Source organism: Halobacillus yeomjeoni (genome assembly GCF_020171525.1).
In the GTDB taxonomy this organism is placed as follows: domain Bacteria; phylum Bacillota; class Bacilli; order Bacillales; family Halobacillaceae; genus Halobacillus; species Halobacillus yeomjeoni.
Map to the genome: position 1 here is coordinate 928005 of NZ_JAIVAI010000001.1, position 26264 is coordinate 954268.

The 26264-nt window shown below is 42.9% G+C and carries 24 protein-coding genes; 6 read left to right on the top strand and 18 right to left on the bottom strand.

Going from position 1 to position 26264, the window contains the following annotated elements:
• Positions 1-22 precede the first annotated feature (22 nt).
• The 4 genes from LCL89_RS04790 to sdaAB form a co-directional block, all read right to left on the bottom strand.
• Positions 23-943 carry a S66 peptidase family protein gene (locus LCL89_RS04790; protein WP_224808148.1) on the bottom strand — a complete coding sequence of 307 codons (921 nt, stop codon included), beginning with the start codon at positions 941-943 and terminating at the stop codon, positions 23-25.
• A gap of 69 nt (positions 944-1012) precedes the next feature.
• Positions 1013-3049, bottom strand: coding sequence for an ATP-dependent DNA helicase RecG (recG, locus tag LCL89_RS04795; protein WP_224809580.1), 2037 nt, complete (start codon positions 3047-3049; stop codon positions 1013-1015).
• A 5-nt stretch (positions 3050-3054) separates the two neighbouring features.
• On the bottom strand, positions 3055-3939 hold the full coding sequence (gene sdaAA / locus LCL89_RS04800; protein WP_197315856.1) for an L-serine ammonia-lyase, iron-sulfur-dependent, subunit alpha: 885 nt from the start codon (positions 3937-3939) through the stop codon (positions 3055-3057).
• A 23-nt stretch (positions 3940-3962) separates the two neighbouring features.
• Positions 3963-4625 (bottom strand): L-serine ammonia-lyase, iron-sulfur-dependent subunit beta, encoded by a 663-nt coding sequence (gene sdaAB / locus LCL89_RS04805; RefSeq protein ID WP_224808150.1) that lies wholly within the window; start codon positions 4623-4625, stop codon positions 3963-3965.
• Positions 4626-5580: 955 nt separating this feature from the next.
• Here sdaAB and LCL89_RS04810 point away from each other — a divergent pair.
• Positions 5581-6849, top strand: coding sequence for an NCS2 family permease (locus tag LCL89_RS04810; RefSeq protein ID WP_197315854.1), 1269 nt, complete (start codon positions 5581-5583; stop codon positions 6847-6849).
• 46 nt (positions 6850-6895) lie between these two features.
• Here LCL89_RS04810 and LCL89_RS04815 read toward each other — a convergent pair whose 3' ends face one another.
• Entirely contained in the window at positions 6896-7285 is a 390-nt protein-coding gene (locus tag LCL89_RS04815) for a hypothetical protein (RefSeq protein WP_224808152.1), read from the bottom strand.
• 261 nt (positions 7286-7546) lie between these two features.
• Here LCL89_RS04815 and LCL89_RS04820 point away from each other — a divergent pair, with 261 nt between their 5' ends.
• The gene (locus LCL89_RS04820; RefSeq protein ID WP_224808168.1) at positions 7547-9097 is read left to right on the top strand and encodes a mechanosensitive ion channel; all 1551 of its coding nucleotides are present in this window, start codon (positions 7547-7549) and stop codon (positions 9095-9097) included.
• A gap of 135 nt (positions 9098-9232) precedes the next feature.
• On the opposite strand, the gene LCL89_RS04825 is transcribed toward LCL89_RS04820, so the two are convergent.
• Positions 9233-9397 (bottom strand): Spo0E family sporulation regulatory protein-aspartic acid phosphatase, encoded by a 165-nt coding sequence (locus tag LCL89_RS04825; RefSeq protein ID WP_224808170.1) that lies wholly within the window; start codon positions 9395-9397, stop codon positions 9233-9235.
• Between the two features lie 148 nt (positions 9398-9545).
• A complete protein-coding gene (locus LCL89_RS04830; protein ID WP_197315851.1) occupies positions 9546-9980 on the bottom strand; it encodes a DMT family transporter in 435 nt (144 codons plus the stop codon).
• A 232-nt stretch (positions 9981-10212) separates the two neighbouring features.
• Between LCL89_RS04830 and LCL89_RS04835 the strand changes: the two genes are divergently transcribed.
• Both LCL89_RS04835 and LCL89_RS04840 read left to right on the top strand, forming a co-directional pair.
• On the top strand, positions 10213-11991 hold the full coding sequence (locus tag LCL89_RS04835) for a M3 family oligoendopeptidase (RefSeq protein ID WP_224808172.1): 1779 nt from the start codon (positions 10213-10215) through the stop codon (positions 11989-11991).
• Between the two features lie 216 nt (positions 11992-12207).
• Entirely contained in the window at positions 12208-13638 is a 1431-nt protein-coding gene (locus tag LCL89_RS04840) for an alanine/glycine:cation symporter family protein (RefSeq protein WP_224808174.1), read from the top strand.
• A 164-nt stretch (positions 13639-13802) separates the two neighbouring features.
• Here LCL89_RS04840 and LCL89_RS04845 read toward each other — a convergent pair whose 3' ends face one another.
• The 3 genes from LCL89_RS04845 to LCL89_RS04855 form a co-directional block, all read right to left on the bottom strand.
• Positions 13803-14552 (bottom strand): SDR family NAD(P)-dependent oxidoreductase, encoded by a 750-nt coding sequence (locus LCL89_RS04845; RefSeq protein ID WP_224808176.1) that lies wholly within the window; start codon positions 14550-14552, stop codon positions 13803-13805.
• 344 nt (positions 14553-14896) lie between these two features.
• The gene (gene abc-f, locus LCL89_RS04850; protein ID WP_224808178.1) at positions 14897-16543 is read right to left on the bottom strand and encodes a ribosomal protection-like ABC-F family protein; all 1647 of its coding nucleotides are present in this window, start codon (positions 16541-16543) and stop codon (positions 14897-14899) included.
• A 294-nt stretch (positions 16544-16837) separates the two neighbouring features.
• A complete protein-coding gene (locus tag LCL89_RS04855; RefSeq protein ID WP_224808180.1) occupies positions 16838-17188 on the bottom strand; it encodes a DUF2200 domain-containing protein in 351 nt (116 codons plus the stop codon).
• A gap of 591 nt (positions 17189-17779) precedes the next feature.
• Here LCL89_RS04855 and LCL89_RS04860 point away from each other — a divergent pair.
• Entirely contained in the window at positions 17780-17998 is a 219-nt protein-coding gene (locus LCL89_RS04860; RefSeq protein WP_197315845.1) for a hypothetical protein, read from the top strand.
• Positions 17999-18066: 68 nt separating this feature from the next.
• Here LCL89_RS04860 and LCL89_RS04865 read toward each other — a convergent pair whose 3' ends face one another.
• From LCL89_RS04865 to LCL89_RS04890, 6 genes are all read right to left on the bottom strand, one after another.
• Entirely contained in the window at positions 18067-18498 is a 432-nt protein-coding gene (locus LCL89_RS04865; RefSeq protein WP_224808183.1) for a GNAT family N-acetyltransferase, read from the bottom strand.
• Positions 18499-18891: 393 nt separating this feature from the next.
• Positions 18892-19332: a WapI family immunity protein gene (locus LCL89_RS04870; protein WP_224808185.1), complete on the bottom strand. Its 441-nt coding sequence runs from the start codon at positions 19330-19332 to the stop codon at positions 18892-18894.
• Between the two features lie 71 nt (positions 19333-19403).
• On the bottom strand, positions 19404-19868 hold the full coding sequence (locus LCL89_RS04875; protein ID WP_224808187.1) for an NUDIX hydrolase: 465 nt from the start codon (positions 19866-19868) through the stop codon (positions 19404-19406).
• 18 nt (positions 19869-19886) lie between these two features.
• Complete coding sequence (locus tag LCL89_RS04880; RefSeq protein ID WP_224808189.1) at positions 19887-20228, bottom strand: Imm8 family immunity protein; 342 nt, start codon at positions 20226-20228, stop codon at positions 19887-19889.
• 27 nt (positions 20229-20255) lie between these two features.
• On the bottom strand, positions 20256-20825 hold the full coding sequence (locus LCL89_RS04885) for a suppressor of fused domain protein (protein ID WP_224808191.1): 570 nt from the start codon (positions 20823-20825) through the stop codon (positions 20256-20258).
• 259 nt (positions 20826-21084) lie between these two features.
• Positions 21085-22251, bottom strand: a complete 1167-nt coding sequence (locus LCL89_RS04890) for a S8 family peptidase (protein ID WP_224808197.1) — start codon at positions 22249-22251, stop codon at positions 21085-21087.
• A gap of 471 nt (positions 22252-22722) precedes the next feature.
• On the opposite strand from LCL89_RS04890, the gene LCL89_RS04895 reads away from it, so the two are divergent.
• Positions 22723-23307: a TetR/AcrR family transcriptional regulator gene (locus LCL89_RS04895; protein WP_224808199.1), complete on the top strand. Its 585-nt coding sequence runs from the start codon at positions 22723-22725 to the stop codon at positions 23305-23307.
• 52 nt (positions 23308-23359) lie between these two features.
• On the opposite strand, the gene LCL89_RS04900 is transcribed toward LCL89_RS04895, so the two are convergent.
• Positions 23360-24682, bottom strand: coding sequence for an aspartate aminotransferase family protein (locus LCL89_RS04900; protein ID WP_224808200.1), 1323 nt, complete (start codon positions 24680-24682; stop codon positions 23360-23362).
• A gap of 12 nt (positions 24683-24694) precedes the next feature.
• The gene (locus tag LCL89_RS04905; RefSeq protein ID WP_224808201.1) at positions 24695-26092 is read right to left on the bottom strand and encodes a YjiH family protein; all 1398 of its coding nucleotides are present in this window, start codon (positions 26090-26092) and stop codon (positions 24695-24697) included.
• Between the last annotated feature and the right edge of the window lie 172 nt (positions 26093-26264).

Below are 26264 nucleotides of genomic sequence, written 5' to 3' on the forward strand. Positions count from 1 at the left end.
AACAAGGAGCCAGAGCTTGAAATCACTCGACTCCAGGTTCAATCATAAGTGAAATGAGATCGGTATCCAAGTGGGCCTGCACCCCCAGCGGAATTCCATAATTCGGCTGACAATGTCCGATTTCAAGGCCTCGGACAACCGGAAATGGAGCATTACAGAAAAACTCATACAGAAGCTCTCTTATCTTTTCACTTTCTCCCTTTCCAGCTTTTATGTCTCCGATGACAACTCCGCATACGTTTTCAAATTTTCCTGCCCACTTCATATGGGTAAGCATGGCATCGATCCGATAAGCAGGTTCATTCACTTCTTCAAAAAATAAAATCCTGCCGCTGGTGCTGATCTCAAAATCCGTACCGAGCGAATCCGTCAGCAGCGTCAAATTCCCTCCTGTGATTCTCCCTGATCCACAGCCGCTTTTAATGACTTCTATAGAAGAGTTGGAACGGTTGAACAAATTCGCATGAGGATAAAAAAGTTGATTGAATGTATAAAACGTTTCAAGCTTACAGTCATTCTTCCCCAAATCAGATGCGACCATCGGTGCATGGAATGTGACCAGCCCGCTGTACATTTGAATAGCCGTGTGCAAATAGGTGATATCACTGTATCCCCAGAAGACTTTCGGATTGCACCTGATCATAGAATAATCGAGATAAGGAGCAAGACGCGCAGTTCCATAGCCTCCTCTAGCGCAGATGATGGCCTTGATGGCAGGATCAAGAAACATCGCATGCAAATCTTCCAGCCTTGCTTCATCTTTTCCAGCCAGGTACCTCTTTTTTTGGAACAGGTTTCTGCCAAGTACAGGAATCAGTTTCATCTGCTTCAATTTTTCCAGCCCTATGAACAATTCCTTCTCATCCGCGGGTCCGGCTGGAGCGATGATGCCGACACAATCCCCTTCATGAAGACGTTCCGGTTTGATCAACCCTTCCACCACCTTAAAAAAAGGGTGCTTCGACAGCACCCCTTTTCTAGTTACCTATGTGTTTGAACGCGCATTTATGCATCAATCTAAAACGTCTCCAAGGACCTGCTCATCTTGATAGACAAAATCACGAAGCGCACGGTACCGTTTATCTGTGTCCAGCCACTCATTGTTCAGAATTTCAGCGGCATCTTTACGGGCTGTTTCAAGTGCACGATAATCATGCACCATATCCCCGACTTTGAACTCCGGCATCCCGCTTTGCTTTTTCCCGAAGAAATCTCCAGGTCCGCGAAGCTTCAAATCCTGCTCGGAAAGTTCAAATCCATCTGTAGTTTCGGTCATGATGCGCATCCGTTCTTTACCGACATCCCCTTTCGGATCCGCCAGTAAAATACAATAACTTTGATCCGAACCACGTCCGACACGACCCCGAAGCTGGTGTAGTTGGGACAGCCCGAAACGCTCCGCATCATAAATGACCATGACGGTGGCATTCGGGACGTTCACCCCGACTTCAACGACCGTCGTTGATACAAGTACCTTCAGTTCATTTTCCGCAAATTGCTGCATGACTTCTTCTTTTTCATCATTGTGAAGACGTCCATGCATCAATCCGACCGGTATATCCGGTTCGTACACAGCGGCCAGCTGGTGGTAGAGGTCCACTGCATTTTGGATATCAAGCTTATCGGATTCTTCGATCAAGGGACAGATGACGTAGGCTTGATGCCCTTGATCGATTTCTTTTTTAATGAAGGATAAAACCCGGTCGGTCATCTGCCCTTTCACCCAGTACGTATCGACCGGCTTTCTACCCGCCGGCATTTCATCGATGACCGATACATCCATATCACCGAAAGCTGTGATCGCCAAGGTCCGCGGAATCGGGGTGGCCGTCATGAATAACACATCCGGATATAATCCCTTATCACGAAGTCTGCGCCTTTGCTGGACGCCGAAACGGTGCTGCTCATCGACGATGACGAAGCCCAGATTGTGAAAGACCACCTCATCCTGGATGAGGGCGTGGGTCCCGATCAGAATATCAATTTCGTTATTTTCAACCGCTTCAAGAATTTCACGGCGTTTTTTCCCTTTGATGGAACCTGTCAATAAAGCCACATTCGCAAGGCCTTCAAACATCCCTTTCAAAGATTGATAATGTTGTTCGGCGAGGATTTCTGTCGGTACCATGAGTGAACCCTGTTTTCCAGCGGTAATGCTTGCATAGAGAGCAATGGCAGCTACGGCGGTTTTCCCGGAGCCTACATCCCCCTGCAGGAGCCGGTTCATCCGGTATGGACTCTTCATATCTTTCAATATCTCTGCCAAGGAACGCTTCTGCGCCTGAGTCAATTCGAACGGCAGGGACTGGACGAAATTCGTCAAACGATCGTTATCATAACTTTGTGCATTCCCGGTCGTTGACTCACGGTGGTGCTTTCTCAATAACTGCATCTTTAATTGAAATAGGAGAAATTCCTCATAGATGAACCTCCGTTTGGCGTGCTTGAGCATGATCCGGCTCTCAGGATAATGCATCTGCTTCAATGCCTGCGGTCTTTCCGGGAGTTTATACGTCTTTTGAAGATCTTCTGGTAAAATCTCAGGAATCGCCTCTCCGTACTCATCAATTGCCGATTTGATTATTTTCCGAAGCCGCTGAAGTGAGACACCTTCTTTCAGTGTGTACACCGGCTGAATCGGTTCCTGGCTTTTCGACTCACCTTTTTTGAACTGACTGACGGTGATTTGAAGACGCTGCTGATCCCACTTCCCTGTTACCGTTACGGTATCACCAGGGTTCAACTGTTTTTTAGCAAACGCGCGGTTGAACATGACCGCTTTGACGGCAAACTGCTCGACTTGAAGGGTGAACGTCAGTCTGGACTTTCTTTTCCCGAAATAGCTGAGCGCCGGCTCTGAAACGATCTGCCCTTCGATTGTCGCCTTTTCATTGTGCGTGAGTTCAGTCAACGGTTTCGTTTCATAAGTGTCGTAGCGGAACGGGAAATAAAAAAGCAGATCTTCAATGGTAAAGAGACCCAACTCGTTCAAGTGGGTCTCGAATTTTTCTCCTACTCCATTTATGTCACTGATCGGTCGGCTTAACACAACATTCACTCTTTCTTCAACGAAATTCCGTACACTTTTGCTTCCAGTTCTCGACCTGTCGGTGTAGCAGCCAGGCCGCCTTGAGCCGTTTCACGGAAGGCAGACGGCATGCGCTGTCCGACTTTATACATCGCATCGATGACTTCATCACAAGGGATACGGCTTGTGACACCGGCAAGTGCCATATCAGCGGCTGTGACGGCATTCGATGCCCCCATGGCATTCCTCTTGACGCAAGGGACTTCGACGAGTCCTGCGACTGGATCACAAATCAAACCAAGCATGTTTTTCAAAGTGATCGCCATCGCTTCTGCCGACTGGGAAGGCGTCCCTCCAGCCATTTCAACGATAGCTGCCGCCGCCATCCCCGCTGCAGAACCGACCTCAGCCTGGCATCCACCTGCAGCACCGGAGATCGATGCATTGTTCGCGACTACAAAGCCGAAAGCTCCTGAGGTGAACAAGTAACGGACCATTTGATCACGTGTCGGGTTCAATTGATTTTTAACAGCAAAGAGCGTACCTGGTACACATCCCGCACTTCCGGCTGTCGGTGTTGCGCAGATGGTTCCCATCGCTGCATTCACTTCATTCGTTGCCACTGCTTTACTGACCGCATCCATCACAAGGTTGCCGGACAATGGCGTGTGGTTCTTCATGTAATTTTGGATAAGGACCGCATCTCCACCTGTCAATCCGCTGTGGGATTTGACCCCTTTCAATCCATCTTCAATCGCTTTTTCCATGACATCCAGATTCTTCTCCATCTGGCCATAGACCTGCTCTCGAGTCATTTGTTTCACTTCCATCTCCTGACGAATCATCACTTCAGAGATTTGAATGTCCTGACTTTCGGCAAGTTCTACTAACTCCGCTACATTTCGAAACATAAACAGTCTCCTTTTCGAAAAAGTTATTCTGATATTTTAGCGACCTGTGTGATATGGTCGGCGCGTTCTAATTCATTCAATATAGAATCATCGATATTCTGATCCATCTCGATGACCATCAAAGCTTGTTCCCCTTGAGCCTTACGGGATACTTCCATTCTTCCGATGTTGATTTGGTGCTTCGCCAAAATGGCTGTTGCAGAAGCGATGGCCCCGTACCGGTCATTATGGATAAGAAGAATGGCAGGATGGCTTCCGGACAGGTGAAGTTCAAAGCCGTTCAATTCTGTGATTTCAGCTTTTCCTCCACCGATCGAAATACCGACCAACTCCAACTCTCCGTCGTCATCGCCGATCTTCAAACGGGCTGTATTCGGATGATCCGTGTGAGCATCTTCCTCATGGAAACGCACCTTCATCCCATTACTGCGTGCTGTTTCAAGAGCTTGTGCAATTCTCTGGTCATAGGTTTCATAATCCAGTAATCCACCGATGATCGCTACATCAGTCCCGTGACCTTTGTAGGTTTTGGCAAAAGATCCATATAAATGGACATGCGCATATTTCGGTTCACGGCCGAAAAGGTGGCGTGCTGCTCGTCCTATTCTGGCAGCCCCTGCCGTATGTGAACTGGACGGTCCGATCATGACCGGACCGATGATATCAAATACAGATCTGTACTTCATTTCACTTCACCGTCCCTTATTCTATGTATCTATATTCTATCGAGAAAACGCTTTCTAGCACAAGGTGATCCATACTCATTTTATCACAATCCTTGAAATTACGCTTTTCATTTTTGGAAAACCGCCTTTCACCAAATATTGGTTTCCTTTACTTTTTTAATTTGGCTCTGTTAAAGGGTGGTGTTGATATTTTAAATAATTATCAAATATCCCCAGTATGGGATTAGGTGTCCGGTCCGTTATTTACGCAGAGTATGGGATGGCAGAGAAAACAGTCCGCTTTCCGCGGGGGACGCTTGAGCCTCATCGAACTTCGTTCTCCGGGGTCTCACCTTGTTCCTTTTTCCCGCAGGAGTCTACCTGTTTTCCCTGCCATCCCTTTCGTAGTTGGTGTAACGGACTTCGGTTATGGTCTTTCCGACCTACTACTTTGAGGAGGCTCACGGCACTCCACGGAAAGGGATTCATTCCCAAGGCCGCCTACACAAATTCTCGGACAGAAAGAGCTGATATGAGCTCACATGTAAAATAACAATACCAAGCAATTACAGAACCTTCGTAAAAAGATTGAAAACCAAAAGGTACGACATTCTATTTAAATGGTTTTCATTTGTAAATTAAACTTTTTAAATGAAAGTAAAGCATGGTTGAAGCAACTATTCACTCACAAAAGTCTCAAAACGAATAAATCAACACTAAACTTTAACAGAGCCTTTTATTTACTGTAAAAATTACACGCTCTATTTCCAACATTCCTTTAAACTTTTACAGCTGTAACTTGGATGCCTCATTATTTACCTCTATCCTTAGAATAGATTTTCGATCAATACAGAACGTTACGAAGCAGAAACCACTGTTAAAGCGTTGAAAAAATGTTTGGAAGAGAGTAGAATGGATTCTTGTGGGTTACTCGGTAACCGGGCGGGAGAGGGCTAATTTCATAGAGGAGATTGAAATGCTCAATCAGCAACAGAACAAGCTGAGCTGGAAGAAAGAATTCATGGCTGGACTCATCGGATATTTCACGACGGTTTACATCGTAGCCGTCAACAGTCAGATCCTTGAGAGTGCAGGACTACCGCTTGAAAGCGGGATGGTCGCCACAATTCTTGCCAGTGCAGTCGGCTGTTTGATCATGGCCATATACGCAAACGCGCCTATGGTTCTCATTCCAGGTATGGGTGTCAACGCACTTTTCGCCTACTCGATCGTAGAAGGTTCAGGCTTGACTTTCCAGCAAGGACTAGCCGTCGTCTTAATTGCTTCCTTGATATTTTTGGTTACGGCATTTACAAGACTTGGAGATTGGTTGAAACACGCCATCCCCCAATCGTTGAAACATGCTATAACCGTCGGGTTAGGTTTATTCCTTACATTGATCGGTTTGGAAAAAGGCGGTCTCGTCGTCCGTGGAGAGCATTCCTTGATTACACTCGGGAATCCTTCTTCAGCAATGGTGATTACAAGTTTGTTGACCTTGTTCATCGGAATTTTTCTGTTCACACGAAATGTACCAGGGAACTTCCTGGTTACGATGATCATCGGGACGATCATCGCACATTTCACAGGGATTCTCGGACAACCTGGTCGAATGATTTCCTTGAGCGAACAATCTTGGGTATTCATGCCTGATTTCAGCGTCATCAGCCAATTCGGCTTTTGGATGGCGGTCTTTCCGCTTGCGATTGTCCTCATCTTCGAAAATATGGGATTGATCCATGGACAGTTGAACATGCTTCAACAGGAAGATAAATTCAAGCGCTCCTATCAAGCTACAGCTTTTTCTGCTTTGACCAGCGGCTTTTTCGGGACATCCCCGACCGTATCATCTGCAGAAAGTGCGGCTGTCATCGCTTCAGGAGGGAAATCAGGAAGAGCAGCGATCACGATGGCTGTTTTATTCATCGGGACACTTTTATTCATCCCTTGGATTTCCATGGTGCCATCGACCGCTATCAGTCCGATTCTGATTATCGTCGGTGCATTGATGGTGCAGAACATAAAAGAAATACCGATGGATCAATTATCCGAAACGATGCCGGCATTCTTGATCATCGTCATGATTCCATTCACTTATTCCATCGCAGATGGAATGGCATTCGGATTCATCGCTTACCCGATCGTGAAGTTCGCCATGGGCAGACAACGAGAACTGTCAACGCCAGTCGTTCTTATCGCCATGGTCTTTCTCATTGAATTTATTATGCGAACGCTCGGACATTGATTATAATGAAGAAAAAGCTATTTCCGCCAAGGAAATAGCTTTTTCTTTACCACCTGAGGGATATGGTCAAATAACAACAGTCCACACCTTCGTATGTCCCTGTCATTTTCACACGTAATCCATCCGGGTTGTAATGAATATCTGCATCTGATTGTATCCCCGCCCCCGTCAACAAATCATCCACTGTCCCCTGATCGTTTTTTTGTGCTGCTTTCATCACTTGTTCTGCAAAATCTTGAGAATCTTTGACTTTTTGAAGGAATTGATTGGCATCTTGAGTCAGCCGCTGCATCATTGTGACTGAATCCACGAATATCTCGGGATCCACCGGTGGATATTGACGGTTGTAATAAAAGTATGATTCAGGGCGGAAATACCATGGCCTGAACGGAGCAAAGCCTGGAGCCGTGGAATAACCATAACAAAGGTGGCACATGTAACTTCCTCCTTTCCATAATATATATGGAAAGTGTTTAAGAGATATTTCCATAAATGAAGGATTATCATCTTTTCCTTTTAACCCCACACTTTCATCGAATTCCCCTTCTAAAATCACCATTAATCAAGAGGATTTTCCCACCCGATTAAGCTTTTTGATATTTTTTTGAAAATTTTGTCGAATTTCACTCGAATAAGGTTTCAAAAGAACCTGACTGGGAATAGCTTAATGTACTACAAAAGTAAAGGGGGAACTCTAATGAATTTCAATTCCATGCAGCAAGAATTCTTCAACTTAGCCGGCAAATTACCTGAACTCATTTTAGCCCTGATTGTCCTTCTTCTTGGTTATATCATTGCTAAAGCAGTAGAAGGTGCAGTAAGGAAAGGACTCCGCAAGACCAGTTGGGATGAGAAACTGTTCCAGCAAAGTGATGAGAAAAGAAACTCGAAGTATTCCAGTGAAAATATCATAGCTAAAGTAGCCTTTTGGCTCGTCATGATTTTCGCATTTGTATGGTTTTTCAATATCTTGAGTTTAAGCTTCATCGCTCAACCTTTGGTTTCCATGCTTTCTTCGATTACTGGAGCCATTCCGAACATCATCAAAGCTGCTCTCATTCTCATTTTTGCATACGTCATTGCTTTAATATTGAAGAAATTGATCCAAAGCGGGGGACGTAAAGCGAAGGCTGACAAGTTCTTAATCAAAACGAAAGCTGTAGAAGATGAAGAATCCGGACAAAAAGCGATTGATGCTGCAGCACAAATCGTCTTTTATCTAGTCTTATTGATTTTCTTACCTGCCGTATTGGGTGCGCTTCAACTCGAAGGCATCAGCGCTCCGTTCGCAGGAATGTTGAACAGCATCCTGTCATTCATACCTAAATTGTTTGCCGCTGCACTGATCTTCCTGATCGGTTATGTAGTCGCTCGTCTTGTCCGAAGTATTTTAAGCAGTTTCCTGAAGAGTATCGGAACTGAGAAGCTTGCTGAAAGATTCAACATGAACCAAGTGTTCAAAGGCACAACTGTGTCAGATGTCATCGGCATGATCGCGTTCATCCTGATCATGATTCCTGTAACCATCTCTGCTTTGGAGACGTTGAATATCCGTGGAATCTCTGAACCAGCCATCAGCATGTTGAACGACATTTTGACGATGCTCCCTGAGATCGCTACAGCTATTCTGTTCATTCTAGTTGGTATTGCCCTTGGTAAAATTCTCAAGGGAATCGTTTCTTCTATACTTGACCGTCTAGGCTTCAACAGCCTGCTTCATAAAATGGGTCTCGGAGCCATAGACGAAGGTGAAAATAAAACAAGTCTTTCAGAAATTGTCGGATACATCGTCCAAATTTTAGTCGTGTTCCTATTCGTAGTCGAAGCGATGCAGATTCTTAACCTGGCCTTCATGGTAGAATTAGCAACAGGTGTAGCCGCCTACCTGCCATCCGTACTAGCAGCCATCTTGATCATCGGCTTCGGTTTGTGGCTGGCAAATCTGACTGCGAACTTACTGGGGAATATCCTACAAAGTTCAACTGGTGCTCCTCATATCCTAAGTCTGATCGCCAAATATGCCATCATCGTATTTGCCGTATTCATGGCTCTCGATCAACTGGGTATTGCTGAATCCATCATTAACACAGCGTTCATGCTCATCCTGGGTGGACTGGCTTTAGCCTTCGGTCTTGCTTTCGGATTAGGAGGAAGAGACAAAGCCTCTAAATATTTAGAGAAAATGGATAACCGTCTCAACGAAGTGAATGTCAATCGCACCGATAATAACGACCAGAATAATTTATAAAATGTTTAATAGCCCAAGCCTTTTGGCTTGGGCTTTTTACTTGATTTGATAATCATTGAGGAGAGCCCTGGACTCATCTCTTCAATTGAGATGAAGGGCTCAGCTCTCACAATCCTTTCAGTAATACCCCTGAAACTATTTTTTCTTATTCGTGATAGAGCGTCTGGTAAGTTCGTTCAATAAGTCATCCAAGGATTGTGAAACCTCTAACACTTGGGGGTTGTGCGGATCTTCTAAATACAGCTTTTGCATCGTCTGCCGCATTTGATCGATCTGGGCCTCTAGTTCTCTCTCATCCACACAATCACCCCCACTTATTATATACAACTTTTTTACTAAAACATCAAAATTCAATATGCTCTATTGGTAAGTTGTTTACCTCCAAGAAAGGCTGCCAGATCCAATTATCCGGCAGCCTTTATATAAAGTCTATGTAGAGTACGGTCCGTCATTTCTTCGTATAAAGTAAAATAGCAATCACCATTAAGATCATTCCCGTAATTCTCTGCCAATCCAGCGGAATCTGTTTCATCCCAAGCCACCCGAAGTGATCGATCATAGAACTTGTGATGATCTGAGCAGTAATTAAAGTAAAGATAGCCGCCCCTACCCCGATTCTCGGAACGGATAAAACCATCGTGGAAACGAAAAACGCTCCCAACATTCCTCCGATGAGCTGCCATTTGGGAACTTGGAAGACATGAATCAAGTTTCCTCTCCCAAAGAACAACATGACGAGAAACAAAGTTACTGTTCCAACTAGAAAGGAAACGAACGCTCCTTCAAAAACTCCTATTTTCTGTCCGAGTCCTCCGTTAACGGTGGACTGGATCGCAACACCTATCCCCCCGATGAATACGAGAAGTATGATCAACCACTGCACAAAGCTCCCCCCTCTTAACTAACATTAGAAGTTATTGTTGATTTATAACTCCTTTTCATTAACTTAATATAGTTTTCTAATAATCTTCTGTATTACATTCAATGAATCCCCGCCTGTCTCCTTTATAAAAAATAAAAGAGTCCAGACAATACGGATTAAAGTCATCATACATGCAATTTCCGTTTGTTTCCATTATTGTAAAATAGTACAGAAAAAAAGGAGGATGTAAACGATGAAAACCGCTCAAAGCATAAATTGGGATTTAGAATCTATTTACCCTGGCGGGGTACAATCAAAAAAATTGGAGGATCAACTCGCTGATTTAAGTAAAAAAATATCTCAATTACATAAAGAACTTGAAAGCGAACATGAGGTAAATGAACTGGCGGATATTATCCAACAAATCCAGAAGGCCTCTTCCTACGCCTTACAAATTGATGAATACTGTATTTGTTTATCATCTGATGATATCAAGGATACAAAAGCGATGAAACTGATGGATCGCAGCAATCATCTTCAATCTCAAATCAAACAGTTGAAATTGGAATTGGAAGACCAGTTGAATGCTCTTTCAGATCCTTCGTGGAAGCGGCTGCTTTCACTGGAAACCATGGTGCCTGTCAGACATTATTTGATGAGACTTAAGGAAAAAGCAGAAGATCGGTTGCCGAAAGAAGTTGAATCTGCCATCAACCGCCTATCATTGAATGGTTTTTCTGGTTGGGAGGATCACTATGAACAATGGATTTCCCAAGTGGAAGTTGAAGTGAACCTTGAAGAAGGGCCGCAGCGTTTAAACGCCAATGAAGCTATGATCCAGGCGATGCTCTCAAATGACCGTTCCGTGAGAAAAACAACATCCGAAGCTATAGAAGAAACATGCCGAAAGCATGAATCGAACGTCGCATCCATGATCAACCATTTGGCCGGGTACAGATTAGAGCTTTATTCAATGAGGGGGTGGAGTTTACGGAAAGAATTATGTGATAAGAACAAAATCACTGAACCTTCTTTAAACGCGATGATGAACGCCCTTCAAAATCATAAACCTTACACCCAACGTTTTTTAGAGCGTAAAGCCCGTTTATTAGGAATAGAGCAGCTGAGTTATTATGATATGCACACGCCTGTATTCCACCAACAAACCAAGGTCACTTTTGATGAAGCAAAAAAGATTATCGTTGAGCAGTTCCATACGTTCAGCCAAGATATGGGTGAATTTGCAGAGAAAGCATTTGAGGATGGATGGATTGATGCTGAGCCAAGAAAGAACAAACGTTTCGGAGCGTTTTGTGCAGCGATGCCTGTGGAGGATGAAAGTCGGATCCTTATGTCCTTCGAAGGAAATTATCAGGATGTCGTCACCCTTGCTCATGAACTGGGACATGCCTATCACAACTCGATTCTTCAAAAAGAGCCGGCTTTCTCCCAAGAACAAGGGACGAGTCTGGCTGAAACGGCATCGACCTTCACAGAAAACCTTGTATTGGATGCAGCTATCGAACGAGCCGGGACCGAAGAAGAAAAGCTCTCTCTTCTAGAAATGAAAATTACGAATGCTGTTAAATATACAACCTTGATTCCCTCTATGTTTGATTTCGAACAAAAATTTTATGAATTACGTAAGGATGCAAAAATGAGTCCTGAAGAGCTTTGCAACTTATGCAAATCTTCCGAACAGAAATGGACGAACGAATCTCTAGAGGGTTATGATCACTACAAGTGGATGACCGTCCCACATCTTTTTGATACACAAGAACCTTTTTACAATATCCCTTATACGATCGGTTATTTATTCAGCAACAGCTTGTACTCATTATCTAAGCATAAAGAAGCTTTCCCTGACTTATACCGTGAAGTGCTCAGAAAAACAGGCTTACTGAGCATCGATCAATTAGGAGAGGAAATTTTACAATACGATTTATCCAATCCGGATTTTTGGAACGAATCCTTATCTCCTCTTGAAGAAGCAATCGATCTATTCCTCTCCAAAACAAATGAATATGCATAACCATGCAATCCGCTGTCCCCTCTTGGGCAGCGGATTTTTTAATTTTGTAGGGTTAAAAATAATATTCATCAGCAATTTGATAATATTTACATGATTTGTATATATGTTGTAATTTGTCGAAAACCCTTGAATTATTATCTGACAATTGTATAATAATAAGCGTGTTATAATTTTCAGAATAAATAAAAAAAACAAAAGAGAGAGGCGACTGTAAACATGGAAGGTATTTTGTCTGGAATTATTGATTCATTAAACGGGGTACTATGGGGATATGTACTCATTGCAGCATTACTTGGGATAGGAGTTTATTTCACGATTGCGTCGAGATTCGTACAATTTCGATTCATTGGTGAAATGATTCGTGTCCTTGCTGAGAAACCTGATTTCGAAGAAGGAAAGAAAAATATTTCACCTTTTAAATCATTCTGTATTGGTGCCGCTACTCGAATCGGTACAGGGAACCTGGCCGGTGTCGCTGTTGCCATCACACTAGGTGGTCCAGGAGCGGTGTTCTGGATGTGGATTGTGGCACTTCTTGGAGGAGCTACTGCATTCATCGAGAGTACGCTCGCTCAAGTATATAAAATCAAGGATTCTACTGCATTCCGCGGTGGACCGGCCTATTATATCGAAAAAGGGTTGAAAGCGCGATGGTTGGGAATCATCTTTGCCCTATTAATCGCATTCACTTTCGGATTGATCTTCAACTCTGTGCAAAGTAACACGATTGCTCTAGCATTTGAAAATGCCTTTGGCATGGATCGATTAGTGATGGGGCTGATCATTACTGCCGTCACCGGCCTTGTCATTTTCGGTGGAGTTCACCGTATTGCGAACTTATCCAGTGTCATCGTTCCGGTCATGGCTTTATTGTATATTGCAATCGCTTTAGTCGTATTGTTCATCAATTTTGCTGAACTGCCGAATGTCATTGGAATTATCGTAGGTTCCGCTTTCGGAATGGAACAAGCCTTCGGTGGTGCCATTGGTGCAGCCATCATGAATGGTGTTAAACGTGGATTGTTCTCTAACGAAGCAGGTATGGGTAGTGCGCCGAACGCAGCAGCGACTTCCACTACATCTCACCCTGCCAAGCAAGGTCTGATTCAATCACTAGGTGTTTTTGTTGATACGATTCTTGTATGTTCTGCGACAGCATTCATCATCCTGCTTGCTCCTGCTTTCCAATCTGGAGATGTTTCAGGTATCGAATTGCTGCAAAACTCACTGAACTCTCACATCGGTGGCTGGGCTGGTGTATTCATTGCTCTTGCCATTCTGTTATTCGCTTTCAGTTCCATCATCGGTTCTTATTATTATGGTGAAACGAACATCGAATTCATTAAAGAAAGTCCAGCTGCAAAGCTTATTTTCCGTCTTGCCACTATGGCCTTCGTTTTCATCGGTTCCATTTCAAGTCTGAGCCTGGTTTGGAAAATGGCCGACTTGTTCATGGCTCTTATGACCTTGATCAACTTGGTAGCGATTGGACTCTTAGGTAGAGTAGCTTTCAAGGTATTGAAAGACTATGAAATGCAGCGAAAAGCTGGAAAGAACCCTACATTCGAACCAAGCAAACTAGGTATCACTGAGGCTGAAGCTTGGGAAGATGAGGAAGAACCTGAACAAGAAAAAGCGATTGGTTAATACAAACTTATCGATTAAATGAATCTCTTAAAAGCAATGAAAAACGCTCTGATTTTATTCAGAGCGTTTTTTGCATGGATATCTTTCTACCAATTAAGTGGAATGAACTGTACTGCGTGATACACAGTGAAAGATCTTGTAACTTTTCGGCTGAATTACATGCCTCACTTCGTATTCGTGAATCCTCCATCAATGCGCACCACTTCACCGTTGATGTATTTTGCTTTTGATGTGAGGAGAAATGCTACGAGTTCAGCAACTTCTTCAGGTGTCCCCAAACGTCTTTGTGGGATCCCCGCTTCTGCATTCTCTTTCATTTCCGGATTGTTGTCGTAGAATTCTTTTACCATCTTGGTTTCTGTAGGTCCCGGCGCAATTGCGTTGACGCGCAGACCGTCTTTGGCATACTCCGCCACCATACTTTTCGTCAGACCGATAATTCCATGTTTCGTAGCTGAATAAGTGACAACGGAATCCTGGCCGATCACACCAGCACTTGATGCAGTGTTAACAATGGATCCTCCTCCGTTCTTCATCATCACTTCCGCCACATAACGAACTCCATAAAGGGCGCCCATCAAGTTTATGCCAACGACCTTCTCGATTTCACTGACTTCTGTGTCGAGATAAAATTCTCCACTGCCCGAAATGCCTGCATTATTAAAGAAGTAGTCAATCGAACCAAACGCTTCTACCGTTTTGTCCACATAATTTTTCACTTCTTCAGCGTTTGAAACATCTGCTTTAATAAAGACCGCATCCGCTCCTTGCTCCTTTACCAGGTCAACGGTTTCGTGCCCGCCTTCTTCATCAATGTCTACGACTGCAATGTTAATTCCTTCCTCTGCTAAACGAAGTGCAGTGGCTTTCCCTAACCCGCTTCCGCCACCAGTAATAATCGCAGATTTACTCATCTATGTTACCTCCTAGTCGTATATTTACTAGTCGTTACGCTTGGTATAGTTTTCCCTGAAAGAAGATAATCAAACAGTATAATGTGCAATATTGTCAGGACGATTCTATGGATAGAGTGGATCAGTTCTTTTGGCTGAGCACAGATAAATGCTAAATTCGCAGAAAAATTTTACAGACACGACAATAGTATTAAATAAAGCTGACCACTTACAAGAAGTGTTCAGCCTTTATCAATTGTTGATTTTCACCTCTTAATTTCAACGCCGGCAAAGTGATGTATTTTAATCCATTAATATAAAACGGTTTTTAAATGGTGTATGGTCTCTCAGAATCACACAGAAGACTACTTTCCGTTCATTTCACTAATCATTCGGGTTAGCTCAATGAACCTCTTGTCCAGATCCTCATATTCTTCACTGTTCGGCACTGCCACACTCAGCTTCCCGAGTACTTCCTGCCTTTCAGTTTCAAGTGTTAATCGGGATTCTTCATGCAATTGACTTGTGCCTGGCTCACCTTGCGCACTCAGCTGTTTAACGACGGTTTGATTGGAAAACAAGAGCTTCGTATCCGTAATCTTATCAAGGAGGTACCGGTCATGGGATACGACAAGCAAAGTACCTTCATATTGACATAGTGTTTCTTCAAGTTGTTCCCTGGATGGCAGATCCAAGTGGTTGGTAGGCTCATCTAATAGAAGAACATCCTTCTCTTCCAGAATATACTTCATAAGCTTGCATTTTACACGCTCCCCCATACTCATATCACCGAAGGGTTCTGTCCACTGAGATGAAGAGAAACCTAAATGCTTCATCAAATTTCTGACATGCCCTCTTTTTTGAAACGTATCTTTATCAAATAACTGTTCGGGGGTTTTTTCAAGAGGCAGATCAAATACTTCCTGAGTTAAATACCCGATATCCGCAGATGGAGAAATCCAGATCTCCCCTTTGGAAACAGTCTCTTTTCCTATGATCATATTAAGGAAAGTCGTTTTTCCGCTGCCATTACCCCCTGTAATCGCAACCTTCTCCCCATGCTGGATGGTGAAATTGGAATTCTTGAATAGATTCAATTCACCAAACGACTTTTCTAGATCCTTCACTTCTAAAAACCGCTTCCCTTTTTTATTGTTCGATTTAAAGGAAAACTGAACTTCGTACTCTGGTGAAGGACTGTCCACATTTATTTTTTCCAGCTCTTTTTCAAGTCTTTTTTGTTTTGACTTTACCTGGGCATCCATGCGTTTCGCTTTTTTCCGGTAGTATTCCTTTTTACCTTCCTGCTTGGTGGATTGTGCATGCGCTGATTTTGACCACGAAGTCAGCTGATTCATTTGATTTTCAATTCGTTCTTTCATCTTCTGCTGTTTTTCATATTCACGCTTCTGGGTGAGCCTCTCAGCTTCACGAGCCTCCATGTAGCTTGTGTAGTTGCCGGAATGACTTATGAGTTCTCTGTCTTCAATCGACCAGATTTTCGAAGCTGCTTCATCCAAAAAGTAACGATCATGGGACACAAGAATAACGGTTCCTTCAAAGCTCTTGATTTGTTCGATGAGGAACCGCAAGCTGTTCTCATCCAGATGATTGGTAGGTTCATCCAGCAATAATATATCCGCATCCTCTGCCAGGCCCCTTGCTAGACGAGCCTTCAACTTCTCTCCACCGCTCAACTCCGAAAATATCCGATCAGGCACCTTCCACTTTCTTAAGAGCGTTTCTTCTGCAGATGTAACATCGCCGAAATCATAAGATTCGGTTTCTTGAGCAACCATCGTTATCCGCAATTGATCCTGCAGGTGTTTCTTTTGTCCTTCCGATGGTTGGACATCATCATTGATCAATTGCAATAACGTGGATTTACCCGCTCCGTTTTTGCCGATGATTCCAATAACATCCCCTTCTTGTACATGCGTGTTTATTTTATGAATTAAGGTTTCATTTTCAATTTCCAGTTTCACATTCTGCAGCTTCATGAGTTCTAACATAACGACCTATCCCTTCTACGTTAGGGAGGATATAATATAAAAATAAATAATCCTCCCAAATGGTTTTGGAAGGATTAGTCGAATCGCATTTATACTATAGTCCATACCTCATCAACGGCATGACTAAGCATCATATAGAAAAATGGGCAGACTAATCCTATGTTTTTTCAATCTGAAATATATGATTTCAAATAGTAAAAAAATAAGATTAGTTCTTCATTGTCCACCCATCATCCCTTTCTGTTTCAATTGTCTAAAAATTATAACACTTTATGAGTATGAGGTTCAAGTTTTTTATGAACGCAATATCTTCTCCATCGCTTTTCCTTTCGCTAACTCGTCGATCAGCTTGTCCAAATAGCGGATTTCCTGCATCATAGGCTCTTCGATGTCTTCCACTCGTACGCCGCAGACGACGCCTTTGATTTTTCTACGTGATGGATTCATATCAGGAGCTTCCTCAAAGAAGGTTTCAAAGTCTTTTTTTTCTTCCAGTTGTGTTTCCAACTCTTCCTGGTTGTATCCTGTCAACCAACGGATGATTTCGTCGACTTCTGATTTCGTACGCTCCTTTTTTTCCGCTTTTTTAACGTAGTGGGGATAGACGCTTGCGAAACTCATCGTATAGATCTTGTGTTTTGTCATAAACGATCTTTCCTTTCATATATTTTTATTTCTTTGGCTCTGTTATTGCTTGGTATTGTTATTTCACATGTGAGCTCATATCAGTTCTCTCCGTCCTGGGTTTTGTATGAGGCGGCCTTTTAGAATGACTCCCTTTCCGTGGGGTACCGTGAGCCTCCTCAGGCTGCGCCTTCCGGGGTCTCACGATGTACCTTTATCCCACAGGAGTCTCGCCATTCTAAAAGGCCACCTCTTCAAAATAGGAGGGTCGGAAATTACCGAAGTCCGCTACACCAACTACGAACGGGATGGGAGGGGAAACAGGTAGACTCCTGCGGGAAAAAGGAACAAGGTGTGACCCCGTAGAACGAAGTGCAAGGAGGCTGAAGCGTCCCCTGCGGAAAGCGGACTGTTTTCCCTGCCATCCCATGCTCTGGATAAATAAAAGACCAGCTCCCCTATCCTTGACGGGGACTATTTACTAATCGTTTAAAATATCAACAAAACTTTAACAGAGCCATTTCTTTTAATGAAATGAATACTCGCCCCCTGAAAAAGAAGGGTTAGGATTTGAGAAAACGTGCCACCCTAATATAAAGGAGTGTGCCTGCAATGACTGAACAGCAAATCAAAGAAGTATTTGAATCATACGGACTTAGTAAAATGTATACCCGTTTTCAAACGCCGTTATATGTGACCGGACTATTTGATGAAGTGGAGGAAGATCAGTTGGAGGACTTCTTTGATCACTTCGAATTATCACCTGATGTGTTTTTTGACGAATTTCGATTCTGGTTTCAATATTACACTGTCGCACAACGGCATATGTAGGCCCGCGTTGCCCATTGCATGAAAAGGAAGGCCTTAGTAAGTAGGTCTCTTTCAGGAAAAGTCGTTCATTATCCAGATTGCTTATCGAACCTTTTCAGCAGGAAATATTGGTTGAACCCCTCGGGGTGATCTTCTATCGTACCAAAAACTTCGTATCCATTCTCTTGGTAAAAGTCTGGTGCCTGGAAACTGAATGTATCTAAATAAATGAATCTGCACCCTTTCTTTACTGCCAGATGCTCCATTTTCTCTAAAAGGGCACGACCATAGCCTTTACCCCTCAGCTTCTCATCCACCCACAAAAAATCAATGTGCATATGCCGCCAAAACATGTTGGCAGTTATTCCACCTTTGATATTCCCAAGCTTATCTTTAAGGACAAAGCCAACATCTTCATTTGGGGTCTTGAGCTTGTCAGGAAGCTTTTTCATATTAAAATCGATGAGGTTTTTTCTGATGAAGTCACGATCTTCCTGTTTCCATTGTTCGACTATCTCCATATCGGCATTCTTCCTTTTTTGTGAGGAACTGACATGAGTCAATCCTGCAAAATATGTTATCGGGAAATCAGCTATTCTTTCGGCTCAGTTGAGAGAATACGAAAGATATAACTAAACAAATCAGTCCTGAAAGTATCAACCCCAGCCCCGCCTGGAACGGTCCTCCCCCGAAATGGCTGAAGGGGTAGGGGCCATTTATTATCCAAATATATCTCTCTGTGTCCCCATGTATGAACCAATATAAAAATATTGGACTGAAAAATAAAATAACTGCCCAGCCCAAAAATAATGAGGACAATATTTTGTACAATGTTACTATGTTTCAAACCTCCAATCTTTTAAGCCTATCAAAAAAAGAAATGATATTTAACATTTTTATATTTTAGATAACAGTTAATTCTCACCTTTTAAATCACCATAGTAATCAACAAATTTCTCCAGCTGGTTCAAAGTAGAGGATAAATAGCTTTGATCACTTTCAATCTCAAATTGTAATTGGTTGTCCTGATCCGGTCTCTCTTGAAAGAATCCCTTCATTATAAAATGACCGAAACTTGTAAAGGAAATTTCTATTCTCAGGTTTGAATCATAATTCGAAAAAACTACATCCCCTCTTAATTTTTGAAAACACTGCTTTAATTCCTGGTAAAACTCAAATACCTCCCCGGTAGTAAACCACACTTCACTCCGCACATAATAATTCCCACTTTTAATTTCAACCACTCCCCTGGCGTCATAACCTCCAAAATGGCTTGTACTATCGGGAAAATCAGGCACTTCTTGTAGTTTTAAGTGAATGAACCCTTGTTTCCCTTCCAGAGTAAATTCATTCATCATACCATCTCTCTTCTTCAAAAAAATAATCGTAGTACATAAAAGTGGCGAACCGAATATGCCGATCAACATTAAGATAAGTATGTATCTATGATAATCTTCGCTCTTGCATCAAGATTGGTTGGTAATTTGTCCAGCATGAAAAATTCCAATTGTACACTTTCCCCATCCACCATTTTCAGTTCTCCATATGGAGCCAGAGCTTTAAAAATGCTTATGACATTAAACACCTCATCTCCATTCGGATATTGAAAATAAAGGTCCTCTCCAGACAATAAATCTATGAAAGCAAAATCATCAGCACTTAACCCTGTTTCTTCATAAAGTTCCCTTGCAGCCGTTTGTTCCAACTTTTCTCCAGGCTCCATAGCCCCTCCGGGTAATCCCCATTCTTCAGTGTCTGAACGTTGCTGTAGGAGAAGTTCATTAGTTTCGTTGAAGACAAGTACAGTAGATCCTGCCACGATTAATGGCCTGCTGCCAATTAACTTCCTGATATCTGCTATGTAATTTGAGATAAAAAACACCTCTTCCATAAGGTTTGTAGAAAGTAGTTATATTGCTTTCTCATCATAAAAATAACAGCTTAGTGCTTGCGAAACCTCTGTCCATGTGGATCTTTTACAAGCTTTAATCAGTCGCTCTACTTGTCTTTCGATTACATGAATATTATAATCCACAGCAATGAATAAGCCTCTACCGATCTCAACTTCATCGGGATGTTCCTTTAATATTCTTTCGAGTCTTTTAGGGCTAGTTACTTCAAGATGAAATGTTTCTCCACCTTCAGAATGGGCTTCTCCAATATCCATATATATATCAGCTGTAAAATCATCGATTTCTTCTCCGAAATCTACACTGACGACTGAAAATGTATTAAGTTCAGGTATAACCATTGTGACACTCCCACTACTTTTTTGTACTTAATCTTCTAATAATACACTACTCCTTTGATAATCAACCAAGTCAGGATCCACTTCCTCAAGCATATTCTCAAAGGCTTCCCATCCATCGGTTCTAACAAATCGAGCTTCACTTGCCATTATAGGTATAAGCCATATCATGACTATTGGTACATCTCCACCATCATAAATTTCAAAGCTTTCAGGGAAATACACAGGTATGCTTGCATATAAAGCTTCCAGTTTTGAATCTTTGAATAAAGAGCCATACGGACCAATCACATCCCCTCTTAAAAGGGCTTGATGATCTTTAAGTAGAAACATCCCAACTTGTTGTAAAATACCAGGGATATTTTCATCTCCGAAATTTGTATAGCTGACTATAACCAACTCTTGCCTGATTTCTTTACGATTGGTGGATTTCAATAAATGGTCACTCAATCCTATCGTGGTGTAAGTGGATGTTCCCTGAAAAGGACCGTCACTATATTTGGCTATCTGAAAGGGGATCTTCTTTCCTGTGCAACCTGTGCTCCACCCATATAAAACGTTGCCCAAGTGTTCTTCTAAAAAATCTATAAAATCACGCATATACCCTCCATTAAATTCAATAAGTATGTACAAAATTCATAAATAGATTATCATCTTGTAATTCTTCATCCATAACCCCATTTAATATATGAAAAAAGGTTCAGAGCAATCATTTCAAAACTATGAAGAAATTACAATACGTTAACTTCAAGATGAGTTTTACCATCCCCCCTCACATCAAATCCACCTTGCCTTTCGTTTCAAGCTGATAACTCTAAAAAAAGGATGACCTTAGAGGCCATCCTTTCATTACTTCAAATTAATACTGTACAGCATCCGCTGCATTGACACGTCCATTCTGGAACAGTGTACCTGTACCTGTCACGTAATCAGCCGTCTCTTCAAGGGCCGTGCGGATCTCAGAAGCACTTCTTCCTTGTGATGCGAGCAGACCTGCAACACCGGCTACGACTGGAGCAGCCATAGATGTACCGGACATATTCTCATATCCTCCACCAAGGACTGTAGAGTAAATGCTTACGCCTGGTGCAGCGATATCGACCCATGTTCCATAGTTAGAGAAGTAGGCGATCGTATCATTTTGATCTGTAGCTGCAACTGCAAGAGAGTTTGAGTAATAAGCAGGGTAGCTAGGTTTTGCTGAACTTTCGTTCCCAGCTGCGGCTACAACGACTGACCCTTTGTTCCACGCGTAGTTCACTGCATCCTTAAGCGTTTGAGAACCGATCAATCCACCCAGGCTCAAGTTGATGACCTCTGCACCTTGATCCGCTGCGTAACGGATTCCCTGAGCAACATCATCCAGAGAGCCACTTCCGCTTGCATCCAGTACACGGACCGCCAAAATCGATGCTTCAGGTGCCAGCCCTGCAATTCCCTCTCCGTTGTTCGTCTGTGCGGCTGCGATTCCTGATACATGCGTTCCGTGGTCGTGCTCATCCATTGGGTCATTGTCATTGGCAGCGAAGTCATAGCCTTTGATAACTTTTCCTGCAAGGTCCGGGTGATTATAATCAACGCCGGTATCAATCACAGCCACTTGCACGGACGGATCACTCTGCGTTACATCCCATGCCAGGTCTGCCTCTACTTTTTGAGGGGCATATTGTTCCGATTCATAGAAAGGATCGTTCGGTGTGTAATTGACGTAAAACATGGAGTTGGCTTCGGCATAATCGACGGCAGGATTTTTTTCAAATGTATCGATTGCTTCCGTGACTTGTCCAGGTACCTTCACCACTATAAAATCATCGGTCACTTCCAGGACGCTGCCTCCAAGATTCGAAATGATTTCTTTTGCGTATGTAGGTTTTACAGAGTCTTCAAAATGGACGATCATTTCCTGAGGCGCAAAGGCTTGTTTTTCGGATAATTCCTTTCCATTCAGACTCTCAGCTGATGCAGGTAAAGCAGACGACATAAGCAGGGTTGCTGATGCAGCAATAGCTGCAAAACGTTTTTTCATTTTTCCATCACTCCTCTAAAATTTTCCCAGTCAGTTGGTTACTTCCCGGGTCATGTAGAGGTTTCAACAATAAACGGCAAAGTCCTTCAACATTATACTAAAATAATGAATATTGACTATATTCAGACTATTTATCCTGGTCCTCCCCCATTTCACCCTGCACGAAATGACTAGTCCAATAGCAGAAATGAACTTTTATATAAACCCCGGGATAACTAATCGTTCCTCCCCTTTTTAATCCTTATTTTTACTATTTTCAGGTGAATAGACCTGTCTACGCTCGTAAACTCAAATTTAACAGCATAATGACATTAAATAAAATTGGGCTATTAACTCACTTAATTGTTCATTAATTAACAATGATACTTTTTTATTCTTTTGTTTCTATTTTTTCTTATATTTTCATCCTTATTTTCGATATAATAATAAGTTAGTAAGAATAATTTTGATAGAATGACATCGGAGGTACATATGACTACTAGAGAAAATATTTTGAAGCATTCCCTTCACGACTTTGCCTTTGAAGGATATGGCGGGGCTTCCATGGCTAAGATTGCAGAAAAATCCGGGATAACGAAGTCTACCATTTACAGTCACTTTTCAAGTAAAGAGGATATATATTTGGCAGTTTTAGACCAATTCATTCATTACAGCGCTCAATTATGGAAAGATGAAAAAAAACGCCTGGAAACCCTACATACAGAAAGTGCTCTGCGTGAGACCTTGTTTAATGTCTATAAGAACGCTCAACAGAACCGTGCCCTGACCATCTTCTGGCATAAGAGCATGATCAGTCCGCCCGCGAAAATCCAAGCAGAAGTCATGGATAAAATTTCTTTACCAGTCCAGAATATGAAAGACTTTTTGACTCATGTATTCACAAAAGGAATAAAGAGTGGAGAGATCCCATCGGAACACAACGTTCCCTACTTGGTCAATATCTTTTTTGGACTTGTCCAATGTATCACGCTAGGTCACATATTTGATGAAAATACGGATCCTGAAAAAATGATTGAGGATATGTTCAATTATTTTTGGAAGGGTATTGGAAAATAATAGAGCGCAGTGGCAATGACCACAGCGCTCTTTTTCATTTACAAATACCGACCTACACCAGACTGGAGTATTTCATTTCTTCAAAAGCAGTGACAGCTTCTTCAAAAACTCTCAATCCTTCGTCTATTTGTTCTTTCGATACAACCAAAGGAGGGATCATACGGATGACTTCCTGATGTTTGCCGCAAAGATAGAACAACACACCTCTTTGTAACGACCCATTCAAGATTTCCATCATCCCGTCTCCATCAGGGTCTCCGGTTCCTGCATCGATGATTTCAATCCCGATCATCAGACCTACCCCACGCACTTCTCCTATCACGCGGTGTCTGGATTTGATTTCTTCAAGTCTTTCCAAAGCGTATTCACCCATTTGATTTGCATTCGAAATCAAGTTCTCTTCTTCCATGACATCAAGTGTTGCAAGCGCTGCGGAACAAGCGATCGGATTTCCTCCAAAGGTCGTTCCGTGACTGCCCATTGGCCATTGACTCATCAACTCTTTCGAAGCTACCGTTGCACTTAACGGCATCCCCGATGCGATTCCTTTAGCAATAGCCATGATGTCCGGTGTTACACCGAATTTTTGAGACGCAAACCATTCACCGGTACGACCGAATCCCGTTTGGACTTCATCAAAAATCAAAAGGATACCGTGCCGGTCACAGATTTCCCGGACCTTTTCCAGCCATGCTGCCGGAGGGATGATGTAGCCGCCTTCACCAAGGACAGGCTCTACAATCATGCATGCCACCTCTTCCGGCGTCACCTGGTGATCGAATAAACGTTCCGCTTCTTTTTCCAATTGTTGTGCGCAATACGTTCCAATATCCTCACCCGACGGGCATCCTTCTACATCAGCAAAAGGCAGCTGGTACGTCAATCCATTGGGCTGCAAAAATTTGCGGTACTTACTTTTCGATGTACTTACTCCAAGTGCTCCAAGCGAACGACCATGAAAACACCCGGTAAAGGAAATGACATAAGGTCGTTGCGTGACGTGTTTAGCCAGTTTCAATCCGCCCTCCACAGCTTCCGTGCCGCTATTGGCAAAAAAGAAACAATCCAATCCTGTCGGAAGCTTTTGTTGTAAGCGTTCCGCAAGGTGGAGGATGGAATCATACATGATGACACCCGAAGGTCCATGCATCAATTCATCGACACTATTTTTAATCGCTTCTACCACTTTCGGATGACGGTGACCGGTGTTCGCCACAGCAATTCCAGAAGTGAAATCAAGGTACTTGGTCCCGTCTTCCCCGTAGTAATAACAGCCTTCTTCTTTGACTACCGGTAGATTCGGGTGATCTTTCGCCATACTCGGAGCCAGTAATTCGGACATACGTTCATAACGATCTTGAAATGTAGAATTCATATGTGCTTCCTCCTAAAAAATGAAGTGTGCGACCACAACTATGATCGGCAGAGTAATGATTGTCCTTTGCAGGAAAATGATGGCCAGTTCCAGCACGGATATAGGAATCTTCGATTTGATCAAAAGGATTCCGATTTCAGACATATAAATAAGCTGTGTCAATGAAATGGCGGCGATCACGAATCGGGTCAACTCACTTTCAATTCCCGCTCCGATGACTGCTGGTAAGAACATATCAGCAAATCCGACAAGCATCGCCGGTGCTGCTTCAGCCGCTTCTGGTATCTGCATCCATTGCAATACCGGTACAATAGGCATCGATAGATAAGAGAAAAATGGTGTGAATTCTGCGATGATCAAAGCGATCGTCCCAAGCGCCATGACTAGTGGAATCAAAGAGAAATAGATATCCATGACGGTTTTGACTCCCTGCACCAACACCTGTTTGACACCACCGGTTGCAGAAGCTTTTTTCAAAGCTTTCTGCATCCCCCATTGGAAGTTGGAAGTTCCTTCAGGGGTATCTTCAGAAATTCTCTTCCCGGTTCCCTCATAGTATGTATCTGCTTTCTTTGAAAGTGGAGGAATTCTCGGGCAGATCAGCGCTGCTGCAAGACCTGAAATAGCAACCGTCAAATAGAAGGGAACAAAATACTTTTCCAGACCGATAAAGCTGATGACTACCAAGCTGAATGCAATGGAGTTGATAGAAAAGTTCGTCGCAATGATCGAAGCTTCCCGTTTCGTGTAATAACCTTCTTCATATTGTTTCGTTGTAATCAATACCCCGACTGTGCCAGCCCCCATCCAAGAGGCCAGGGCGTCTATCGATGAACGGCCGGGAAGTTTGAATACCGGTCTCATGACATTTCTAAGAAGTGTTCCGATCAGGTCCATCAAGCCGAACTCCATCAGCAAAGGCATAAACAGCCCCGCAAAAAGGAACCAGGCAGCCAATACAGGAACCAATGCATATAACATCGTCCCTCCTGTGACATCGGATGTGATGATTGCCGGCCCAAAACTATAGAGCGTCATGACTGCGAAAACAGCCCCGACGATCCTTGTCACAATCCAAAAAGGATGAATGGAAAATAACTGGCTTAAAAAGGGATTGCCTGCTAAATTCTTAGGTTTAAAAGCTTTCACCCAAACGGGTACGATCGCTGAGATGATAAGTACAATCGTCATGAACGCAGGGAGGAAAGGTTCAAGGTATGCTTGCACCGTTTCCGCCATTACCCCTACACCAATCGTTATTTTTCCACCATAAGGAATCGGTAACAAAAACAGCAGGACTCCCAGAAGAGATGGGATGAAAAACCATAAAAACGCCCGGGTCTTCGATCCTGGACTACCTTTTTCCAATGTACTTCTTGAATCATACACATTTCTTTTTTCAGCTTCCATTCGCTTCTCCCCTTTATTTTAATTGAATTTATTACAGACGCTTTTTGCTCCCCCCTGCTTTATTTGTTTTTCCATGTTCGTTTACAACCTCAAGGACAGTATCCTCCCTGTCACAGTCGATGGGTGGAAGGATACGGGTTCTCCTACATTGCTCTTTATAAACAATTAGGTC